Consider the following 18,406-nt stretch of genomic DNA (forward strand, 5'->3'; position numbering starts at 1 on the left):
ATGGTGTTCCTCTATGAGTTATTGAGCCCAACGCAGTTGCGTAGGCAGCGGTGAAACAGGTTCGGGTTCCGGCGGTGTGCCGGGCAACGACAGCACACGGTTGAGTACTTGCGCTTCAAGTGCGGCCAGGCGATGTGAGCCTCGGGCCCGTGGGCGCGGCAGATCGACGATCAGGTCGAGGCCGATTTCGCCGTCTTCGATCAGGATCACCCGGTCGGCAATGGCCACGGCTTCGCTGACGTCATGGGTCACCAGCAACACGGTGAAACCGTGTTTTTGCCAGAGGTTTTCGATCAGTTGCTGCATCTCGATACGGGTGAGGGCGTCCAGGGCGCCCAGCGGTTCGTCGAGCAACAGCAGGCGCGGTTGGTGGATCAGCGCGCGGGCCAGGGCAACACGTTGTTTCTGGCCACCGGACAACGCCGCCGGCCATTCATCGGCGCGCTCGGCCAGGCCGACCGCTTCCAGGGCCTCCAGCGCCTTGGGACGCCAGTTGCCTTTAAGGCCCAGACCCACGTTGTCGATGATCTTTTTCCAGGGCAGCAAACGTGCTTCCTGGAACATCAGCCGCGTGTCTTCAATCGCTTCGCTCAGCGGTGCGGAACCGGCCAGCAGCTCGCCGCCGCTGGCCTTGTCCAGACCGGCCAGCAGACGCAGCAAGGTACTTTTGCCGCAACCGCTGCGACCCACCACGGCGACGAACTGGCCCGCCGGAATGTGCAGGTCAATCTCTTTGAGCACTTCCCGTGCGCCAAAGGATTTGCGCAATTTGCGCACCGCCAGGGGAATCCCCTTCAGCAGGCGCGGAGGTTGTTGAGCCGTCATGCCGCACCGCCTTTATTCACTTGATACGCCGGATGCCAGCGCAGCCAAACCCGCTCCAGGCCACGCGCAGCCAGGTCGGCCAGTTTGCCGAGGATGGCGTACATCACGATGGCCAACACCACCACGTCGGTTTGCAGGAATTCGCGGGCGTTCATCGCCAGGTAACCAATGCCGGAGCTGGCAGAGATGGTTTCCGCCACGATCAGCGTCAGCCACATAAAGCCCAGGGCAAAGCGCACGCCCACCAAGATCGATGGCAGCGCGCCCGGCAGGATCACTTGCCAGAACAGGCTGAAACCGGACAAGCCATAGCTGCGCGACATTTCTACCAGCGCCGGGTCGACGTTGCGGATGCCGTGGTAGGTGTTGAGGTAGATCGGGAACAGCGTGCCGAGGGCGACCAGGAAAATCTTCGCGGTCTCGTCGATGCCAAACCATAGGATCACCAGCGGAATCAGCGCCAGGTGCGGCACGTTGCGGATCATCTGCACCGAGCTGTCCAGCAGGCGTTCGCCCCACGTCGACAGGCCGGTGATAAACCCCAGCGCCAGGCCGATGCTGCCACCGATCACAAAGCCCAGGCCGGCACGCCAGCCACTGATGGCCAGGTGCGTCCAGATTTCGCCGCTGCGCACCAGGTTGACCCCAGCCTCAATCACCGCACTGGGCGCCGGCAGGATGCGTGTCGACAACCAGCCCGCCGACACCGACAACTGCCACACCGCCAGCAATAGAATCGGCAGCACCCAGGGCGCCACGCGATGGCTCAATTTTTCAAAAGTCATGGCGCCGCCTCAGCTCTGTGACGCAGCTTTTGGAAGGATGTCGTTGGCGACCATCTCACCGAACGGGCTCACGTAACCGGCGCTTTTCGGCAACTCCGGACGTTCGATATCCAGGTGCGGGAACAGCAGCTCGGCGACCCGATAGGACTCTTCCAGGTGTGGATAACCGGAGAAGATAAAGGTGTCGATGCCCAGCGCGGCGTACTCCTTGACCCGTTCTGCAACCGTCGGGCCATCGCCCACCAGCGCGGTGCCCGCACCGCCACGCACCAGGCCGACGCCGGCCCACAGGTTGGGGCTGACTTCCAGGTTGTCGCGGTTGCCGCCATGCAAGGCCGCCATGCGCTGCTGGCCGACGGAATCGAAGCGCGCCAGGGAAGCCTGGGCACGGGCGATGGTGTCGTCGTCGAGATGGGAGATCAGTTTGTCGGCGGCTTTCCAGGCTTCTTCGTTGGTTTCGCGCACGATCACATGCAGACGAATGCCGAAGCGCACGGTGCGCCCGAGTTTCGCTGCCTTGGCCCGCACCTGCTCGATCTTCTCGGCGACCGCGGCCGGTGGCTCGCCCCAGGTCAGCACCATCTCCACTTGTTCGGCGGCGAGTTCCTGGGCCGCTTCGGAGGATCCGCCGAAGTACAGCGGCGGGCGCGGTTGCTGGATCGGCGGGTAGAGCAACTTGGCGCCTTTGACGCTGATGTGCTCGCCGTCGTAATCCACGGTTTCGCCTTCCAGCACGCGGCGCCAGATGCGGGTGAATTCCACGGACGCCTGGTAGCGCTCTTCGTGGCTGAGGAACAAGCCATCGCCAGCCAGCTCTTCCGGGTCACCACCGGTCACCAGGTTGAACAACGCACGGCCGCCGGACAGGCGATCCAGGGTCGCGGCCTGGCGCGCGGCCACCGTCGGGGAAATGATCCCGGGGCGCAGCGCGACAAGGAATTTCAAACGCTGGGTCACCGGGATCAGCGAGGCGGCCACCAGCCACGAGTCTTCGCAGGAGCGACCGGTGGGGATCAGCACCCCGCCGAATCCCAGGCGGTCAGCGGCCTGGGCCACTTGCTGCAGATAACCGTGATCAACGGCGCGAGCGCCTTCGGCGGTGCCAAGGTAATGGCCGTCGCCGTGGGTAGGCAGGAACCAGAAAATAGTGAGGCTCATGGAGTTGTCTCCTGAAGAAATCGGATTACGGCGCTTTAGCCACGGCAGCCGGTGGCGTCCAGATCACGTCCTTGATGTTCAAGGGCTTGGGGATCAATTTGAGTTGGTAGAAGCTATCGGCGATTTTCTGCTGGGCCGCCACCACTTCCGGGGTCAGGAACAGCGCGCCGTAGCCCTGGCGTTTTACCGAGGTCAGGGTGATGTCTGCCGGCAGGCCCAGCAGCGGCGCGACCTGTTCGGTCACTTCCTGGGGGTTGGCCTTGGACCACTCGCCCACCGCGCGCACTTCTTCGATCAGCGCCTTGACCACTTCAGGGTGTTTTTCGGCGTACGGCTTGGTGGCCAGGTAGAACTGGTGGTTGTCGGCGATGCCGGTGCCGTCACGCAGGGTGCGCGCTTGCAGTTGCTTCTCGGCGGCGGCCTGGTACGGGTCCCAGATCACCCACGCATCCACGCTGCCACGCTCGAAGGCGGCACGGGCATCGGCGGGCGGCAGGAACACGGTCTGCACGTCGGTGTATTTCAGGCCGGCGTCTTCCAGGGCACGCACCAGCAGGTAGTGCACGTTGGAGCCTTTGTTGAGCACGATTTTCTTGCCCTTGAGCTCGGCCACCGATTTGATCGTCGAGTCTTTCGGCACCAGGATCGCTTCGCTGGTGGGCGCTGGCGGCTCGTAGGCCACGTAGAGCAGGTCGGCACCGGCGGCCTGGGCGAAGACCGGCGGGGTTTCGCCGGTGACACCGAAGTCGATGGAACCCACGTTCAGGCCTTCGAGCAGTTGCGGACCGCCGGGAAACTCGGTCCATTGCACCTGCACACCTTGGGCGGCCAGGCGTTTTTCCAGGGTACCCTTGGCCTTTAGCAGCACCAGGGTGCCGTATTTCTGGTAACCGATCCGCAGGGTCTCGGCAGCTTGAGCCTGAACAATGGCGCCGAAGGACACAGCCGCAGCAAACAGTGCGACCAGACCACGACGCAAGATGACAGTGCGCATGGCGCTCTCTCCAAATAATGCGATGAGGGGGTTGGCTGCACCTGCTTGGCCGTTGGCGGCTGAGTAAGGTGAGTACATCTCTATAACGGTGAGGCTGACTTAAATGCTCCAGCGAGCACTCAACAAACGTTCATTCAACACATGCGGGTCCAGCGGTTTCGGGCGACGGGCCATGGCGCCATAAAGCGTCTCCAGGGCCTCGTGCAAACGGTGTTCGAGGACCGGTACCAGTTGTGCCTGGGCACTGCCTTCGCCGTAGGCGATCTGGCTGTCTTCGGCAAAGATGCCGTGGAGCAGCTCCTGGGCTTTGAGGGCCGACAATACCGGCTTCAGGGCGTAATCCACCGCCAGCATGTGGGCGATGCTGCCGCCGGTCGCCATCGGCAGCACAACCTTGTGGGCCAGGGCGCGCTCGGGCAGCAGGTCGAGCACGGTTTTCAACGCCCCGGAGAACGAAGCCTTGTACACCGGCGTGGCGATCACCAGGCCATCCGCGTTAGCCACCTGTTGCAGCAGGTCAATGACCTTGGGGCTGTCGAAGCGTGCATGCAGCAAGTCTTCAGCCGGGAAGTCCCGTATCTGGTAACTCACCACTTCAACGCCTTTGTCTTGCAACCACTGACGGGTTTTTTCCAGCAAGACCCCGGAGCGGGAACGCTGGCTGGGACTGCCTCCAAGTGTTACGACCAACATGCAGGAATTCCTTGAGCAAGTGCCGGCGGTTCGCTGTGTGGCGATGGCGCCAAGATGGAACAGACCTTATCAGCAGATTCATATATCTATAAATCTTATTTTTTCATTTGTTTATTCTTTAAATGCATATGAGATTTATAAACCGCCAGGCGAAAAAAAAGGCCGTAGAAACGGCCTGAAAACCCCTGCTGTGATTCAGTTTCAACGATTAGGCTGTGGAGTAAGCCGCAAATACGGCTTCACCGCCCGATACCCCTTCGGAAAGCGCTTCTTGATTTCTTCCTCATCCTTGAGCGACGGCACGATCACCACTTCATCACCGTCCTGCCAGTTGGCGGGGGTGGCGACTTTGTAGTTGTCGGTCAGTTGCAGCGAGTCGATGACCCGCAGGATTTCGTGGAAGTTACGGCCGGTGCTGGCCGGGTAGGTGATGGTCAGGCGGATCTTCTTGTTCGGGTCGATCACGAACAAGGAACGCACGGTGAGGGTGTCACTGGCGTTCGGGTGGATCAGGTCGTAGAGGTCCGAAACCTTGCGGTCGGCGTCAGCCAGGATCGGGAAGTTGACGATGGTGGCCTGGGTTTCGTTGATGTCCTCGATCCACTTGTGGTGCGAGTCCACCGGGTCCACCGACAGGGCAATGGCCTTGACGCCTCGCTTGGCGAACTCGTCCTTGAGCTTGGCGGTGAAGCCCAGCTCAGTGGTGCACACCGGGGTGAAGTCCGCCGGGTGGGAAAACAACACACCCCAGCTGTCGCCCAGCCATTCGTGGAAACGAATCTTGCCGGCGCTGGAATCCTGTTCGAAGTCGGGGGCGATATCGCCCAGTCTTAGGCTCATGGTGTGGCTCCTGGTGAGTACTTATGGAGCCCACTGTGCATGGATTGCGGATTATTTAAAAAGAATAAATATCGATTTATCTAGACGATAAAGGAATATTAAAAATCTGTTCATTGGACGCGGGAAAGGGCGAGGCGCAACATCGTTTCCAAGGTTCGAGAAGGCCTTGAGACGCTGTACAAAGAGGGGTTCAGGAAGGGCTTGCGGGGGTTTAGCCCGACTTGAAAAGCAAGACACCTTGCCCGGCGTGCGCCGGGCAAGGTTTTACGCAGTTACTTGAATGCGTAGGTGTAGCTGACGATTACACGGTTTTCGTCTTGATCGCGCGCGGCAGCGACATCGTTGCGCCACATAGCGTTTTTCCAGGCGACGCCGACGTTTTTGAACAGGCCTTCTGGCACTACGTAGGCAACAGTGATATCGCGCTCCCACTCGGACTGGCCGGTGAACTCGGCACGGCTACCGTTGACGGTGTCGATGTCAGTACCCTTGAGGTACACAACACCAGCGGTCAAGCCAGGCACGCCAACCTTGGCGAAGTCATAAGCGTAGCGAGCTTGCCAGGTACGTTCGCCGGCACGGGCGAACTTAGCGATCTGCATGTCAGTGGTCAGGTAAGCCGACGAACCGTCGCCCTGGTTCAACCAAGGGAAGTCGCTGCTACCGTTGCTGACCTGGTAACCACCACCGAAGGTGTGGCCGCCCAAGGTATACAGGAACAGGCCGCTGTACAGGTTGTTATCCACCTTGCCGCGACCGGAGTTGACGCCGCTGTAGTTGCCCGAGGAGAAGTAAGCCGACTCGTTGCCGTTCTTACCGTCATCGGTGCTGTGGAAATAACGCAAGTCAGACTTCAATACGCCTGGACCGATGGCCCAGTTGTGGGTCAGACCCAGGAAGTGCTGCTTGTAGAAGTCTTCCAGGTTGCCGTAGTAGTACTGGGCAGTCAGGTCCTTGGTGATCTTGTAGTCACCACCGGCGTAGTAGAACTTGTTGCTGTCACGCCAGTTGGCGCCACGGGAGTTGGCACCCGAGATCGACAGGTTGTCGACGTTGCTGGAGTTACGACCCTTGGCTTTTTCGATCTGACCGGCAACCAGCGTCAGGTCTTTGATGTCGTTGGTAGTGATCTGGCCACCTTGGAAAGTCTGCGGCAGCAGACGACCGTCGTTGGTCACGATAACCGGCAGCTTAGGCTGCAGGGTACCCAGCTTCAGTTCGGTCTGGGAGATCTTGGCTTTGGCAGTCAGGCCCAGGCTCGAGTAGTTATCAACAGCTTCGCCATTGGACTTGCTCGGGAACACAGTGCCGCCGTAGGACGAGGCAGTAGCGCCGTTGGTGCCGCCGCCGGAATCCAGACGAACGCCCAGCAGGCCGATAGCGTCAAGACCGAAGCCTACAGTGCCTTGGGTGTAACCGGAGATGAAGCGCAGGTCAAAGCCTTGGCCCCATTCTTCTTGCTTGCTCTGAACACCAGCGCGCTTGTTGGCTGCCGTGCCGGCGGCCGAGTCACGGTTGTCGGTGTTGATGTAAAAGTTACGCAGACCCAGTGTTACTTTACTGTCATCGATGAAACCGGCAGCGCCTGCTTGCTGAGCGATTACGCCCAAAGCTACAGACAGTGCCAAGGTGGACTTCTTCATGTACCGCTCCTCTCGTTTCTAATTTTTGTATTTCTTTGGTCTCGGGTCTGACGCCCTCGATCCACAGATGCGCGATTAGCACCGGATAGTGACTGACAAGTCAATCGTAACCTTGTGTGTCTACTACCTTCGTCTAACCACCGTTGATTTGGTCCCTGCAGGGTAATGAGTTTTTCATACACCCAAAAAGAATTATTTCATTCTTTTTCATACGATTCAGGAATAAGACTTTCCGTGACGTGGGCAGGCCAGCATAGACCACTCGCCACACAAGCTAATTCCTAAAGGGTATTTGTTAGAGCTTTTTTAGATCGATTAGTGTGGCCGCGCTGTTGCATACGTCACCCACGATCAAAAAGGCGACGCCATCATGGCCAAAGGCACATCCTCCCGTCAATTTGTTACAGTTTTTGTGTCACTAATCGTTTCTTTTGCTGTCCAAGCCGCCCATTCGAAGGTTCAGGTGTTGCGAGCGTCCACACTCTATCCATAGCCGCCCACCTGTTATCGGCGTCAGATCAAGAATGCTTAAACTTTAGTCGTGCGTGACGGCAGGCTCTTGCACGAGCCTGCCCGGTGACTTGGGGGTAGGGCTCTACAAGGCCTTCTCGAAAATCTTCGAGTTACGCTGGTAGTTGTACAGCGAAGCCCGCGCCGAGGGCAGGCGATCCACGCTGCTCGGCACAAAGCCGCGCTCACGGAACCAGTGGGCAGTCCGCGTGGTAAGTACGAACAGCGTCTTCAACCCCTGAGCCCGGGCACGGGTTTCGATACGCTCCAGCAGCTCGTCACCCCGCCCGCCGTGGCGGTACTCCGGGTTCACCGCCAGGCAAGCCAGTTCACCCGCGTCCGAATCGGCGATCTGATACAACGCCGCACACGCGATGATCATGCCTTCGCGCTCCACCACGCTGAACTGCTCGATCTCACGCTCGAGCACTTCCCGCGAACGGCGCACCAGGATGCCCTGTTCTTCCAGGGGGCTGATCAGGTCGAGCAAGCCGCCGACGTCTTCAATCGCCGCCTCGCGCACCCGTTCGAATTGCTCCTGGGCTACCAGCGTGCCGCCGCCATCGCGGGTGAACAGTTCGGTGAGCAAGGCGCCGTCTTCGGCGTAGCTGACGATGTGGCTGCGCCCTACCCCGCCACGACAGGCCTCGGCCGCCGCATCGAGCAATTCGGACTGGTAGTTGCTGCTGCCCAGGCGTTGCAGGTGTGCCGGTACTTGTTGCGGGCGCAGTTCGCGGACGAGGCGGCCATTTTCATCGATCAGGCCGAGATCAGCGCCGAACAGCAGCAGCTTGTCCGCCCCCAGATCGATGGCGGCGCGGGTGGCGACGTCTTCGCAGGCCAGGTTGAAGATCTCCCCCGTCGGCGAATAGCCCAGGGGCGACAGCAGCACAATGGAGCGCTCATCCAGCAGGCGATTGATGCCCTTGCGATCGACCCGGCGCACTTCGCCGGTGTGGTGGTAATCCACGCCTTCAAGCACACCGATAGGCCGCGCCGTCACCAGGTTGCCGCTGGCCACCCGCAGGCGCGAGCCCTGCATCGGCGACGAGGCCATGTCCATCGACAGGCGCGCTTCGATGGCGATACGCAGGTGGCCGACCGCGTCGATCACACACTCCAGCGTCGCGGCATCGGTGATGCGCATGCCTTCATGGTAAGTCGGGACCAGGCCGCGCGCTTCAAGGCGCGCTTCGATCTGTGGGCGCGAACCGTGCACCAGCACAAGGCGCACGCCCAGGCTGTGGAGCAGCACCAGGTCGTGGACGATATTGCCGAAGTTCGGATGATCCACACCGTCGCCCGGCAACATGACCACAAAGGTGCAGTCGCGGTGAGCGTTGATGTAGGGCGAAGCGTGACGAAGCCAATTAACGTAGTCGGGCATGGAACCTGGGCCTGTAATAAAAAGCAGCCGAAAAAGGATGAGTCGTGAAAACGCACAGCGGGCTGATGGTTATCGTCGGAACAGGCTTGGCGACACGCTCGCTCTCCTTATGTACGAATGGACAGGGGTTAATTTACGCAGGTTTCAGGCAGTAATGTTCGATCAGTTCCCGCAATAGACGCACTGTAGGCGTCAAGCGTGACATTTCGAGGTACTCGCCCGGTTGGTGGGCACAGGCAATATCGCCAGGGCCGAGCACCAGGGTTTCACAACCAAGGCGCTGAAGATAAGGCGCTTCGGTGCCGAACGCTACTGCTTCGGCACGATGCCCGGTCAATCGTTCCGCGACCCGCACCAACTCGGCGTCTTCGACCTGCTCGAACGGCGGCACTGCGGGGAATAACGGCGCGTAGTCGATCTTGACCTTATGGCGCTCGGCCAGGGGTTCGAGCTTTTGCCGGATAGCCGCACGCAGCACTTCGGGATCCATGCCCGGCAAGGGCCGCAGGTCGAATTCCAGGGAGCACTGGCCGCAGATACGGTTGGGGTTGTCGCCACCATGGATACAGCCGAAGTTCATGGTCGGTTGCGGCACGCTGAATTGTGGATTGCGGTACTCGCGCTGCCAGGCCAGGCGGAGGCCGCGCAGCTCGCCGATGGCGTCATGCATGGCTTCCAGGGCGCTGTGTCCCAGGCTTGGGTCCGACGAATGGCCGCTTTGGCCCAGAATGTCGATACGCTCCATCATCACGCCTTTGTGCAGGCGGATCGGCTTGAGGCCGGTCGGTTCACCGATCACCGCCGCGCGGCCCAACGGGCGCCCGGCTTCGGCCAATGCCCGGGCACCGGACATGGAGCTTTCTTCATCGCAGGTGGCGAGGATCAGCAACGGTTGCTTGAACGGTTGGTCCAGCAGCGGCAACACCGCTTCAATCGCCAGCGCGAAAAAACCCTTCATGTCGCAACTGCCCAATCCTACCCAGCGGCCGTCGACTTCCGTCAGCTTGAGCGGATCGGTCTTCCACAACGCAGCGTCATAAGGAACGGTGTCGCTATGGCCGGCCAATACCAGGCCGCCGGGGCCTGTGCCAAAGCTGGCCAGCAGGTTGAATTTGCCGGGGCTGACCGGTTGGATGTCAATGGAGAACCCCAGGTCGCCCAACCAACCGGCGAGCAAATCGATCACCGGGCGGTTGGTCTGGTCGAGAGACACTTGGGTGCAACTCACCGAAGGCGCGGCAATCAGCGCGGCGAACTGCTCTTTCATGGACGGTAACGGCATACGCGGTCTCCCTACTTCCCGGATGAGCCCCACTATAGAGGCATCTGCACGAGACAATAAACCGTTGCGGCGCGTTGCCGGGCTCAGTCCTGTACACTGCACGACCTTGGCAGCCACTCTTTTCCCCGGCTGCGCTCCCGATCCTGGATTTTCCGGCCATGCAGAAAGAAACCGAAATCAAGCTCCGCGTCAGCCGCGAAACACTCGCCGCGCTGCGTGAGCACCCGCTACTGAAAAAACGCAACAAAAGTGGCTGGGAACGCCGTGAGTTGATGAACCAGTACTTCGACACCCCCGAGCGTGACCTGGCCCAGGCCAAAGTCGCCCTGCGCCTGCGCAAGGACGGTGACGAGATTATCCAGACCCTCAAGACCCGTGGCCAAAGCGTCGCCGGCCTGTCGGAACGCAATGAGTACAACTGGGACCTGCCCAAGGCCAAGCTCGACGTGAAGAAACTCGACGGCGACTGCTGGCCCGAGCAACTGGCCGAGCTGGACAAAAAGACCCTCAAGCCGATCTTCACCACCGACTTCGTGCGCGAGCGCGCCGAAATCGCCTGGGGCCGTGGCAAGGCCAAGGTGGTGATCGAAGCCGCCCTGGACATGGGCCATGTGGTCGTGGGTAAGCAGAAAGAAGAAATCTGCGAGCTGGAACTGGAACTGCGCGAAGGCGAGCCGGCTGCGCTGCTGGAGTTGGCCGCCGAGCTGGCCGCCACCCTCGCACTGATGCCGTGTGACATCAGCAAGGCCGAGCGCGGCTACCGCCTGTACGACGCCAGCAGCTACTCCCTGAGCCTGCCGGCGCCGCAGATCCACGCCGAAATGCCGCTGGACGACGCCTTCGCCGCAATCATGTGGCACCTGCTCGGCAGCAGCCAGCGCCTGGCCGAGCAATACCGCTTCAATGGCCACTGGCGTCTGCTGCAGGACTGGGTCGAAAACCTCGGCGAACTGCGCGCCCTGATCGGCAGCCTCGGCCAGGCCGCGCCGCGTCAATCCACCAGCGAACTGCGCAGCGCACTCGATGCACTGCTGGAAGACTGGCGCCCGCTGGTCCAGGCCGGTGACGACGACGAAGACATCCGCAAAGCCGCACCCGAGCAGTTTGCCGAAGAATTGGACGACGTGCGCTGGGGCTTGTTCTCGCTGAACATGTCACGCTGGCTGATGGCCCGCACCTGGACTGCCGACCGCAACGTGCGCGGCAACCGCCAGGGCGCCGCGCAAATCACCAACTGGCTGCCGCGCCTGCTGGCCGACGATGCCGTCGCCCTGCAACTGCCGCGCTACCAGCAGCAACCGGAAGACCTGGCCGAGCAACTGCCGCGCATCGAACGCATCCAGGCCTGGCTGCACCATGCGCGTAACGTGGTGGACATTGCGGAACTGGATCGTTTGTACGGCGAGCTGAACAAGCTGGCGCAACTGGCCAACCAGCCGATCACCGACGAGTCGCTGGATGCGCGCATGCATCAGGCGATTGCGGTGTATCAGAACCGTGCCTGGAAGACCCTGCTGCGCCTGTAATATCGCCATCGGGGGCCTAGCCCCCGATGAGGCCGATCCTGTCAGCGCAATACTGGCAGGCTGGTGGTCGATTTGATCTCGGACAGCGCCACGATCGAGTTGACCTCCTGAATCCCCGGCACCATCGATAACTTCTCGAAGAAAAACCGCTCGTACGCCTCAATGTCCGACGTCACGATGCGCAGCAGAAAATCCACCGCCCCCATCAGCACATAGCACTCCAGCACTTCCGGAAACCCACGAATCGCGTCGGTGAACTCGGTGAAGTTGGATCGGCCGTGGGCGTTGAGTTTGACCTCGGCAAAGATCTGCGTATTCAGGCCGATCTTCTTGCGATCCAGCAGAGTGACCTGGCCGCGAATCACTCCTTCCTCCTTGAGCCGCTGGATGCGTCGCCAGCACGGCGACTGGGACAGTCCGACCTGTTCGGCGATCTGCGCGCTGGACAGCGAGGCGTCCTCTTGCAGCAGGGCCAGGATGCGGCGGTCGTAGGCGTCCAATTCGCTGTGCATAAAAATACCTTTATGTATGGACTTTATGAATTGATTGATTCAATAAAATGCAAATCAGGCTCATCTTAGATAAGAAATCTCCCGACGCGAATGTAAAAATTTCTCCAGTCGAATCTGGAGAATCAGTATGCATGCCGTCGAAACCACTCACCCCCTGACCCGTGTCGATGTGTGGGCTGCCAGCAGCGCCCATTGCCAGGCGCATTACCGGATCGTCGCCGAGGCGGAGCCCGATGTGTTGTGTCGGGTACTCAACTATTTTGCGTTGCAGTTCCTGACACCGAGCCAGGTCAACGTGAGCCGCCAGGAAGACCTGCTGAACATCGATATCGTGATGGATAGCCTGAGCTGGCATCGCGCCCAAGTGATCGCCGAAAAGATTCGAAACCTGATCAGCGTGTGCACGCTGCATGTGTGGCGCGCTGATTCCGTGGGGCCTGCGGCCGTGGCGGCAGCAGCTCGGTAAAGGCCTGCAACATACGCTGGGAGGAAGATATTCGGCGGCTGGCTAGCCTGAAATGTCGTCCGAGGCTACCCAGGAACACCTTCATGTCTGCTGATCACCGATTGGAACTGCATCAGTTGCTCCCGGCGCTGGTCGAGGGAGGGGTGATTGCTCCCGACATCGCGAAGCGCTTATCAGCGCTGCCCGCCGGCAACGCCCAGCATCCGTTGGAGTGCATCGCCGCCCATGGGCCTTCCCTGGAAACCCTGACCCAGTGGCTTGCCCAACATGTGGGGCAACCTTATTGGCGTATCGACCCGCTGAAGATCGATGTCGCAACGGTCGTGCCGCTGATGTCCCACGCGTTTGCCCAATGCCACGCCATCCTTGCGGTAGCCGTGGACGCGCAGACCGTCACCGTTGCCAGCGCCCAGCCCCATGTCACCAGCTGGGAATCGGGACTGGCACAAGTGCTCCAGCGCTCGATCAGGCGCGTGGTTGCCAACCCCCAGGACATTCAGCGTTGTATCAGCGAATTCTACCGGCTGGCGAAGTCCGTCAGCGGTGCGGATCAAAAGGTGGCGGGGCCTGGCAACGTCGAGTTGCTCAACCTCGGCGCCAGCGACCAGGAGCCGGACGCCAACGACGCGCATATCGTCAATATCGTCGACTGGCTGTTGCAATACGCGTTCGCCCAGCGGGCCAGTGATATTCATATCGAACCGTGCCGTGAGCAAGGCCGCGTGCGCTTTCGCATTGATGGGCTGTTGCATGACGTCTATCAATTTCCACCCCAAGTGACGATGGCGGTGGTCAGCCGCCTGAAAAGCCTCGGGCGGATGAACGTGGCGGAAAAACGCAAACCCCAGGACGGTCGGGTCAAGACCAAAAGCCCTGCAGGCACAGAAGTCGAGTTGCGGCTGTCGACCTTGCCCACCGCCTTTGGCGAGAAACTGGTGATGCGGATTTTCGACCCGCAGGTGCTGCTCAAGGACTTTGACGAGCTGGGCTTGTCGGCCGAGGACCAGCAGCGATGGCACGACATGACGCGCCACACCAACGGCATCATCCTGGTCACGGGGCCTACCGGTTCAGGCAAGACCAGCACCCTCTACACCACGCTCAAACACTTGGCGACCCGGGAGGTCAATCTTTGCACCGTGGAAGACCCGATCGAGATGGTCGAGCCGGCGTTTAACCAAATGCAGGTACAGCCCAATATCGACCTGACGTTCGCCAGCGGCATCCGAGCCCTGCTTCGCCAGGACCCGGACATCATCATGATCGGCGAGATCCGCGACCAGGAAACCGCCGAGATGGCGATCCAGGCCGCATTAACCGGGCATTTGGTGCTCTCGACGCTGCACACCAACGATGCGCCCAGCGCCATCAGCCGCTTGCAGGAACTGGGCATTGCTCATTATTTGATCAAGGCGACGTTATTGGGCGTAATGGCGCAGCGCTTGGTGCGCTTGCTGTGCCCTCATTGCAAGCGGGTGGCGGGCGATGCTCACGAAGCGGTAGGGTGTGCAGAATGTCGAAACAGCGGGTTTCGCGGACGCGCCGGGGTCTACGAGATCATGGTGCTGAATGACTCGCTCAAGGCGCTGATCACGCCAGGCGCCGACGCGCAGTCCCTGCGCAGGGAGGCGGTGGCGCAAGGCATGTGCGGCCTGCGCATGGCCGGCGTGGGTAAAGTCAAGGCGGGGCTGACCACAATGGCCGAGGTATTGCGAGTGACGCCTGGGGATTCGGTAACAAATGCGTTGATTACCCCGTGCTGAAACCGTCCTTATCGGTGACAAGACCGTTACAATCCGCCGAACGTCGTTTAACTGACACCAACAGATAGGGAATCGCTATGCAGATAGGAACCGTACTGCTTCTTTTCGTGGGCCTGGCCATCGCCATCCTGTTCATGGGCTTCAAGGTGGTACCCCAGGGCTATCAGTGGACCGTCGAGCGCTTCGGCCGGTACACCAACACCCTCAAGCCGGGTCTGAACATCATCATCCCGGTCATGGACCGCATCGGCCGCAAGATCAACGTGATGGAAAGCGTGCTGGATATCCCGCCCCAGGAAGTCATCACCGCCGACAACGCCACCGTGCAGATCGACGCCGTGTGCTTCTTCCAGGTGGTCAATACCGCCCAGGCCGCCTACGAGGTCAACAACCTCGAACACGCTATCCGCAACCTGCTGCAAACCAATATCCGTACCGTGCTCGGCTCCATGGAGCTGGATGCCATGCTCAGCCAGCGCGACGGCATCAACGAAAAACTGCTGCGCACCGTCGATGAAGCCACGGCGCCGTGGGGCATCAAGATCACCCGGATCGAAATCAAGGACATCAGCCCGCCCGCCGACCTGATGGCCGCCATGTCCGGCCAGATGAAAGCCGAGCGGATCAAGCGCGCACAGATCCTGGAAGCCGAAGGCCTGCGGGCGTCGGCGATCCTGACGGCCGAAGGCAAGAAGCAGGCACAGATTCTTGAAGCCGAAGGTGGACGCCAGGCCGCGTTCCTGGAGTCTGAAGCCCGTGAGCGTCAGGCAGAGGCTGAGGCCCGCGCGACCCAGGTGGTTTCCGAAGCGATTGCCACCGGCAACGTACAGGCCATCAACTACTTCGTCGCGCAGAAATACATCGATGCCCTTGGCAAATTGGCGTCGGCCAATAACAGCAAAGTGATCCTGATGCCGCTGGAAGCCAGCCAGGTGATCGGCGCTGTCGGCGGCATCGGCGAAATCGTCAAGGCAACCTTCGACAACAAGAAAGCCTGAGGCGATCGCCATGTGGGATTTCCTGCAGCATCTTTCGTTCTGGGATTGGCTCGCACTGGGTACAGTGCTATTGATTCTTGAAGTATTCGGCGCCGGTGGCTACCTGCTGTGGATGGGCATAGCTGCGGCAGCCGTGGGCGTGATCAAGTTTCTGGTGCCGCCGCTCGGGCTGGAGTGGCAACTGTTGCTGTTCGCTGTGCTGTCGATACTGACGGCGGTGTACTGGTGGAAACGCCAGCGCAGCAGTGCCAAAGCCAGTGACCAGCCGGGGCTCAACGAGCGTGGCTCGGAGCTGATCGGCCGCGTGTTCGTGGTGCATCAGGCGATTGTGGAGGGTCGGGGCAAGGTAAAAGTCGGTGATGGCGTCTGGATGGTGACCGGGCCTGACAGCCCAGTAGGCGCTCAAGTGCGTGTGGTGGGCCTCGATGGCGTGATCTTGAAGGTAGAAACTGTTTAGTCTGTGATGGAACTCGGCTGGGCTAACTGCAATCAAAAGGTACAGATCACCCACCCGGAGTCACCCATCATGCGTCTTAAATATGCTGTCGCTACCCTCGCTGTGCTTTCCCTTCCTGTCGGTTCAGCCATGGCCGACAGTTTCTGGCGCAATGTCATCTCGTCGGGCGCCACTACCGGCTCGACCTACCTGACCTTCAAGGACCACAAGCTGGTGGTTGCCGCACAAGACGACGCAGGCAGCTTCGTTGCCAGCGATGGCGGTATCCGCGGCCCGTACCTGGAAGCCGCCATGCAGAAAGTCCGCGCCGACAACCCTGGCCTGCAGGCCACGGATATGGAGCTGGCCAACGCTATCCTGGCGAAAAACGCTATCGCCGCCGAGTAAAACCGCCGGTTAAAACAGCCGCTCCCTGGGAGCGGCTTTTTTGTGCCGCTTTTCTTCCTACAGCAAAGACTGATGAGTTGACGATTGAACAGGAGAAGTCCTCTCGATCACTGCGCTCACCCGGCGACAAGCTATCGATTCCACCCTTCCCCTCAGTGAATCGATAACCATGCGAAAACTATCTTCCTTTCTGTTCCTCACTGCTATTGCAACGCCTTATGCACAGGCAGAGGCCTGGTACGGCTCGGCAAAATTTAACAGTGCACGCCAGAATCTATCCAGTGCACTGTTGACCAGCCCGCGCGTCACCGAACGAGTGGAAGCGCCTGATAGCACTAAAACATTCACCGGATCCTACGCAGTAGGTTATGCCTTCGCCAATGGCTGGCGCGCGGAAGGGGAATACACCCTCTCCGGCAGCTCGACCTTCGACTCCTTCTGGTCGCCCTTCACCAACGTCAACCGTCTTGAAGCGGACAGTCAGCGCGTGATGGTCAACGGCTATAAAAACATACCGCTCACCCATTGGCTGTCGTTCTACGGCATGGCGGGGATGGGCGTCGCACAAATTGATGCCGAGGGTTTTCAGAGCAATGACACCCGTCGCTTTGCCAGCCACCGCCAATATAATTTTGCCTACAGCGTAGGCTTGGGCCTGGATGCCAAGGTCAACGACCGCATTTCCTTTGGCACAGGTTGGCGCTACGTGGACATGGGCCGTATCGAGACCGGCTACAACACCTTCACCAACCGGATAAACGCTCGTGATGAACAGCTCAAGGGCAAGCTCAAGGAGCAGAGTGTGTTCTTTGAAACCCGTGTGTACTTCTGACCGGCAACAGGAAATGCCGCCGTTCAAGCGGCACTTCCGTGTCCGTGGCATGACGATTCATTCACAGGCGACAGGCTATATTCAGTCTAACCGTGCCACCATGCCGGGACTGAACCCTCGCTTACTCATCGCCAATCTGAAACGGATGCCTTCGTCGTCATGAGCCAACAGCCCTTTCTGCCGTTCTCCAAACCTACCATCGATGAAGCCACCATCTCGGCGGTCGGCGATGTACTGCGCTCGGGCTGGATCACCAGCGGGCCGAAAGTGCAGGCGTTCGAAGCACAGCTGTCGGAATACTTTGGCGGCCGGCCGGTGCGCACCTTCAACTCGGGCACTTGCACCATGGAGATCGCCTTGCGTATCGCCGGTATCGGGCCCGGCGATGAAGTCATCACCACACCAATCTCCTGGGTCGCAACAGCCAACGTGATCCTGGAAGTAGGTGCCACGCCGGTATTCGCCGACATCGACCCGGTCACCCGCAATATCGACCTGGCCCAGGTGGAAGCCGCAATCACCCCGCGCACCAAGGCGATCATCCCGGTGTACCTGGCCGGCCTGCCCTTGGACATGCCGATGCTGTACGCACTGGCCAACAAGTACAACCTGCGCATTGTCGAAGACGCCGCCCAGGCCCTGGGCTCCAGCTGGGATGGCGAGCGCATCGGCTCCACCGGGGACTTTGTATCGTTCAGCTTCCAGGCCAACAAGAACATCACCTCTTCCGAGGGCGGTTGCCTGGTGTTGAACAATGCCGAAGAAGCCCGCCTGGCGGAAAAATACCGCCTGCAGGGCGTCACCCGCACCGGCTTCGACGGCCTGGACGTGGATGTACTGGGCGGCAAGTTCAACATGACCGACATCGCTGCGGCCATCGGCCTGGGGCAGTTTGCCCACATCGAGAAGATCACCGCCCATCGCCAGCACCTGGCACAGCACTACTTCAAATGTTTCGGCAGTGATTTCGAAGAAAAGTACGGCGCGCAACTGCCGCCGGCTGACTTCGAAAACAGCAACTGGCACCTGTTCCAGTTGGTGCTGCCGGAGCGTCACGATGGCCTGCCGGCCCGCGCAACCTTCATGGAGAAAATGCAGGCACAGGGTGTTGGCATTGGCTATCACTACCCGCCGATTCACCTGCTGAGCCTTTATCGGGCACAGGGGTTCAAGGAAGGGATGTTCCCGGTAGCGGAAAAGGTTGGACGTTTGATCGTGTCGTTGCCGATGTTCACGGCGATGACAGAGGCAGATGTGGAGCGGTCGGTGGCGGCGGTAAAGGCAGTCCTGAAAGCGAACTGAACACTCACGGCTCACGACGATTGAATGTGGGAGGGAGCTTGCTCCC

The 18,406-nt window shown here is 60.3% G+C and carries 18 protein-coding genes; 8 read left to right on the top strand and 10 right to left on the bottom strand.

Features of this window, described 5'->3' with window-relative positions; genetic code table 11:
* Positions 1-18: 18 nt before the first annotated feature.
* From ssuB to argE, 9 genes are all read right to left on the bottom strand, one after another.
* Positions 19-825: an aliphatic sulfonates ABC transporter ATP-binding protein gene (ssuB, locus tag PspCFBP13509_RS05965; protein WP_065924364.1), complete on the bottom strand. Its 807-nt coding sequence runs from the start codon at positions 823-825 to the stop codon at positions 19-21.
* On the bottom strand, positions 822-1,610 hold the full coding sequence (ssuC, locus tag PspCFBP13509_RS05970; protein WP_065924365.1) for an aliphatic sulfonate ABC transporter permease SsuC: 789 nt from the start codon (positions 1,608-1,610) through the stop codon (positions 822-824). Before ssuC ends, ssuB begins: the two co-directional genes overlap by 4 nt.
* 9 nt (positions 1,611-1,619) lie before the next feature.
* Positions 1,620-2,768 (bottom strand): FMNH2-dependent alkanesulfonate monooxygenase, encoded by a 1,149-nt coding sequence (gene ssuD / locus PspCFBP13509_RS05975; RefSeq protein ID WP_065948770.1) that lies wholly within the window; start codon positions 2,766-2,768, stop codon positions 1,620-1,622.
* Between the two features lie 25 nt (positions 2,769-2,793).
* Positions 2,794-3,762, bottom strand: a complete 969-nt coding sequence (locus PspCFBP13509_RS05980) for a sulfonate ABC transporter substrate-binding protein (protein WP_065948769.1) — start codon at positions 3,760-3,762, stop codon at positions 2,794-2,796.
* Positions 3,763-3,861: 99 nt separating this feature from the next.
* Positions 3,862-4,455, bottom strand: coding sequence for an NADPH-dependent FMN reductase (gene ssuE / locus PspCFBP13509_RS05985; protein ID WP_027608396.1), 594 nt, complete (start codon positions 4,453-4,455; stop codon positions 3,862-3,864).
* A 201-nt stretch (positions 4,456-4,656) separates the two neighbouring features.
* Positions 4,657-5,295: a peroxiredoxin gene (locus PspCFBP13509_RS05990; RefSeq protein ID WP_065926631.1), complete on the bottom strand. Its 639-nt coding sequence runs from the start codon at positions 5,293-5,295 to the stop codon at positions 4,657-4,659.
* A gap of 272 nt (positions 5,296-5,567) precedes the next feature.
* Positions 5,568-6,938 carry an OprD family porin gene (locus PspCFBP13509_RS05995; protein ID WP_065926632.1) on the bottom strand — a complete coding sequence of 457 codons (1,371 nt, stop codon included), beginning with the start codon at positions 6,936-6,938 and terminating at the stop codon, positions 5,568-5,570.
* 595 nt (positions 6,939-7,533) lie between these two features.
* Positions 7,534-8,835, bottom strand: coding sequence for an amino-acid N-acetyltransferase (argA, locus tag PspCFBP13509_RS06000; protein WP_027608393.1), 1,302 nt, complete (start codon positions 8,833-8,835; stop codon positions 7,534-7,536).
* Positions 8,836-8,968: 133 nt separating this feature from the next.
* Positions 8,969-10,117 carry an acetylornithine deacetylase gene (gene argE / locus PspCFBP13509_RS06005; RefSeq protein WP_065948766.1) on the bottom strand — a complete coding sequence of 383 codons (1,149 nt, stop codon included), beginning with the start codon at positions 10,115-10,117 and terminating at the stop codon, positions 8,969-8,971.
* 158 nt (positions 10,118-10,275) lie between these two features.
* On the opposite strand from argE, the gene PspCFBP13509_RS06010 reads away from it, so the two are divergent.
* On the top strand, positions 10,276-11,643 hold the full coding sequence (locus PspCFBP13509_RS06010) for a CYTH domain-containing protein (protein WP_137211693.1): 1,368 nt from the start codon (positions 10,276-10,278) through the stop codon (positions 11,641-11,643).
* Between the two features lie 41 nt (positions 11,644-11,684).
* Here the strand turns inward: PspCFBP13509_RS06010 and PspCFBP13509_RS06015 are convergent, their stop codons facing one another.
* Complete coding sequence (locus PspCFBP13509_RS06015; protein WP_010207358.1) at positions 11,685-12,155, bottom strand: Lrp/AsnC family transcriptional regulator; 471 nt, start codon at positions 12,153-12,155, stop codon at positions 11,685-11,687.
* Between the two features lie 127 nt (positions 12,156-12,282).
* Here PspCFBP13509_RS06015 and PspCFBP13509_RS06020 point away from each other — a divergent pair, with 127 nt between their 5' ends.
* From PspCFBP13509_RS06020 to PspCFBP13509_RS06050, 7 genes are all read left to right on the top strand, one after another.
* Positions 12,283-12,621 (top strand): hypothetical protein, encoded by a 339-nt coding sequence (locus tag PspCFBP13509_RS06020; RefSeq protein WP_065926636.1) that lies wholly within the window; start codon positions 12,283-12,285, stop codon positions 12,619-12,621.
* Between the two features lie 83 nt (positions 12,622-12,704).
* A complete protein-coding gene (locus PspCFBP13509_RS06025) occupies positions 12,705-14,384 on the top strand; it encodes a GspE/PulE family protein (protein ID WP_137211694.1) in 1,680 nt (559 codons plus the stop codon).
* A gap of 77 nt (positions 14,385-14,461) precedes the next feature.
* The gene (locus PspCFBP13509_RS06030; RefSeq protein WP_027608388.1) at positions 14,462-15,382 is read left to right on the top strand and encodes an SPFH domain-containing protein; all 921 of its coding nucleotides are present in this window, start codon (positions 14,462-14,464) and stop codon (positions 15,380-15,382) included.
* Positions 15,383-15,392: 10 nt separating this feature from the next.
* Positions 15,393-15,839, top strand: coding sequence for an NfeD family protein (locus PspCFBP13509_RS06035; protein WP_027608387.1), 447 nt, complete (start codon positions 15,393-15,395; stop codon positions 15,837-15,839).
* Positions 15,840-15,908: 69 nt separating this feature from the next.
* Positions 15,909-16,226 (top strand): DUF2388 domain-containing protein, encoded by a 318-nt coding sequence (locus PspCFBP13509_RS06040; RefSeq protein WP_027608386.1) that lies wholly within the window; start codon positions 15,909-15,911, stop codon positions 16,224-16,226.
* Positions 16,227-16,389: 163 nt separating this feature from the next.
* On the top strand, positions 16,390-17,058 hold the full coding sequence (locus PspCFBP13509_RS06045; RefSeq protein WP_137211695.1) for an outer membrane protein: 669 nt from the start codon (positions 16,390-16,392) through the stop codon (positions 17,056-17,058).
* A gap of 159 nt (positions 17,059-17,217) precedes the next feature.
* On the top strand, positions 17,218-18,360 hold the full coding sequence (locus tag PspCFBP13509_RS06050) for a DegT/DnrJ/EryC1/StrS family aminotransferase (protein WP_065926639.1): 1,143 nt from the start codon (positions 17,218-17,220) through the stop codon (positions 18,358-18,360).
* Positions 18,361-18,406: the final 46 nt, after the last annotated feature.

Origin of the sequence: Pseudomonas sp. CFBP13509 (genome assembly GCF_005233485.1) — a bacterium.
Taxonomy (GTDB): domain Bacteria; phylum Pseudomonadota; class Gammaproteobacteria; order Pseudomonadales; family Pseudomonadaceae; genus Aquipseudomonas; species Aquipseudomonas marginalis.

What these genes read in the sequence shown, in the direction of transcription:
- ssuB (WP_065924364.1), bottom strand. Translation starts at nt 825, where the DNA reads ATGACGGCTCAACAACCTCCGCGCCTGCTGAAGGGGATTCCCCTGGCG.
- ssuC (WP_065924365.1), bottom strand. Translation starts at nt 1,610, where the DNA reads ATGACTTTTGAAAAATTGAGCCATCGCGTGGCGCCCTGGGTGCTGCCG.
- ssuD (WP_065948770.1), bottom strand. Translation starts at nt 2,768, where the DNA reads ATGAGCCTCACTATTTTCTGGTTCCTGCCTACCCACGGCGACGGCCAT.
- PspCFBP13509_RS05980 (WP_065948769.1), bottom strand. Translation starts at nt 3,762, where the DNA reads ATGCGCACTGTCATCTTGCGTCGTGGTCTGGTCGCACTGTTTGCTGCG.
- ssuE (WP_027608396.1), bottom strand. Translation starts at nt 4,455, where the DNA reads ATGTTGGTCGTAACACTTGGAGGCAGTCCCAGCCAGCGTTCCCGCTCC.
- PspCFBP13509_RS05990 (WP_065926631.1), bottom strand. Translation starts at nt 5,295, where the DNA reads ATGAGCCTAAGACTGGGCGATATCGCCCCCGACTTCGAACAGGATTCC.
- PspCFBP13509_RS05995 (WP_065926632.1), bottom strand. Translation starts at nt 6,938, where the DNA reads ATGAAGAAGTCCACCTTGGCACTGTCTGTAGCTTTGGGCGTAATCGCT.
- argA (WP_027608393.1), bottom strand. Translation starts at nt 8,835, where the DNA reads ATGCCCGACTACGTTAATTGGCTTCGTCACGCTTCGCCCTACATCAAC.
- argE (WP_065948766.1), bottom strand. Translation starts at nt 10,117, where the DNA reads ATGCCGTTACCGTCCATGAAAGAGCAGTTCGCCGCGCTGATTGCCGCG.
- PspCFBP13509_RS06010 (WP_137211693.1), top strand. Translation starts at nt 10,276, where the DNA reads ATGCAGAAAGAAACCGAAATCAAGCTCCGCGTCAGCCGCGAAACACTC.
- PspCFBP13509_RS06015 (WP_010207358.1), bottom strand. Translation starts at nt 12,155, where the DNA reads ATGCACAGCGAATTGGACGCCTACGACCGCCGCATCCTGGCCCTGCTG.
- PspCFBP13509_RS06020 (WP_065926636.1), top strand. Translation starts at nt 12,283, where the DNA reads ATGCATGCCGTCGAAACCACTCACCCCCTGACCCGTGTCGATGTGTGG.
- PspCFBP13509_RS06025 (WP_137211694.1), top strand. Translation starts at nt 12,705, where the DNA reads ATGTCTGCTGATCACCGATTGGAACTGCATCAGTTGCTCCCGGCGCTG.
- PspCFBP13509_RS06030 (WP_027608388.1), top strand. Translation starts at nt 14,462, where the DNA reads ATGCAGATAGGAACCGTACTGCTTCTTTTCGTGGGCCTGGCCATCGCC.
- PspCFBP13509_RS06035 (WP_027608387.1), top strand. Translation starts at nt 15,393, where the DNA reads ATGTGGGATTTCCTGCAGCATCTTTCGTTCTGGGATTGGCTCGCACTG.
- PspCFBP13509_RS06040 (WP_027608386.1), top strand. Translation starts at nt 15,909, where the DNA reads ATGCGTCTTAAATATGCTGTCGCTACCCTCGCTGTGCTTTCCCTTCCT.
- PspCFBP13509_RS06050 (WP_065926639.1), top strand. Translation starts at nt 17,218, where the DNA reads ATGAGCCAACAGCCCTTTCTGCCGTTCTCCAAACCTACCATCGATGAA.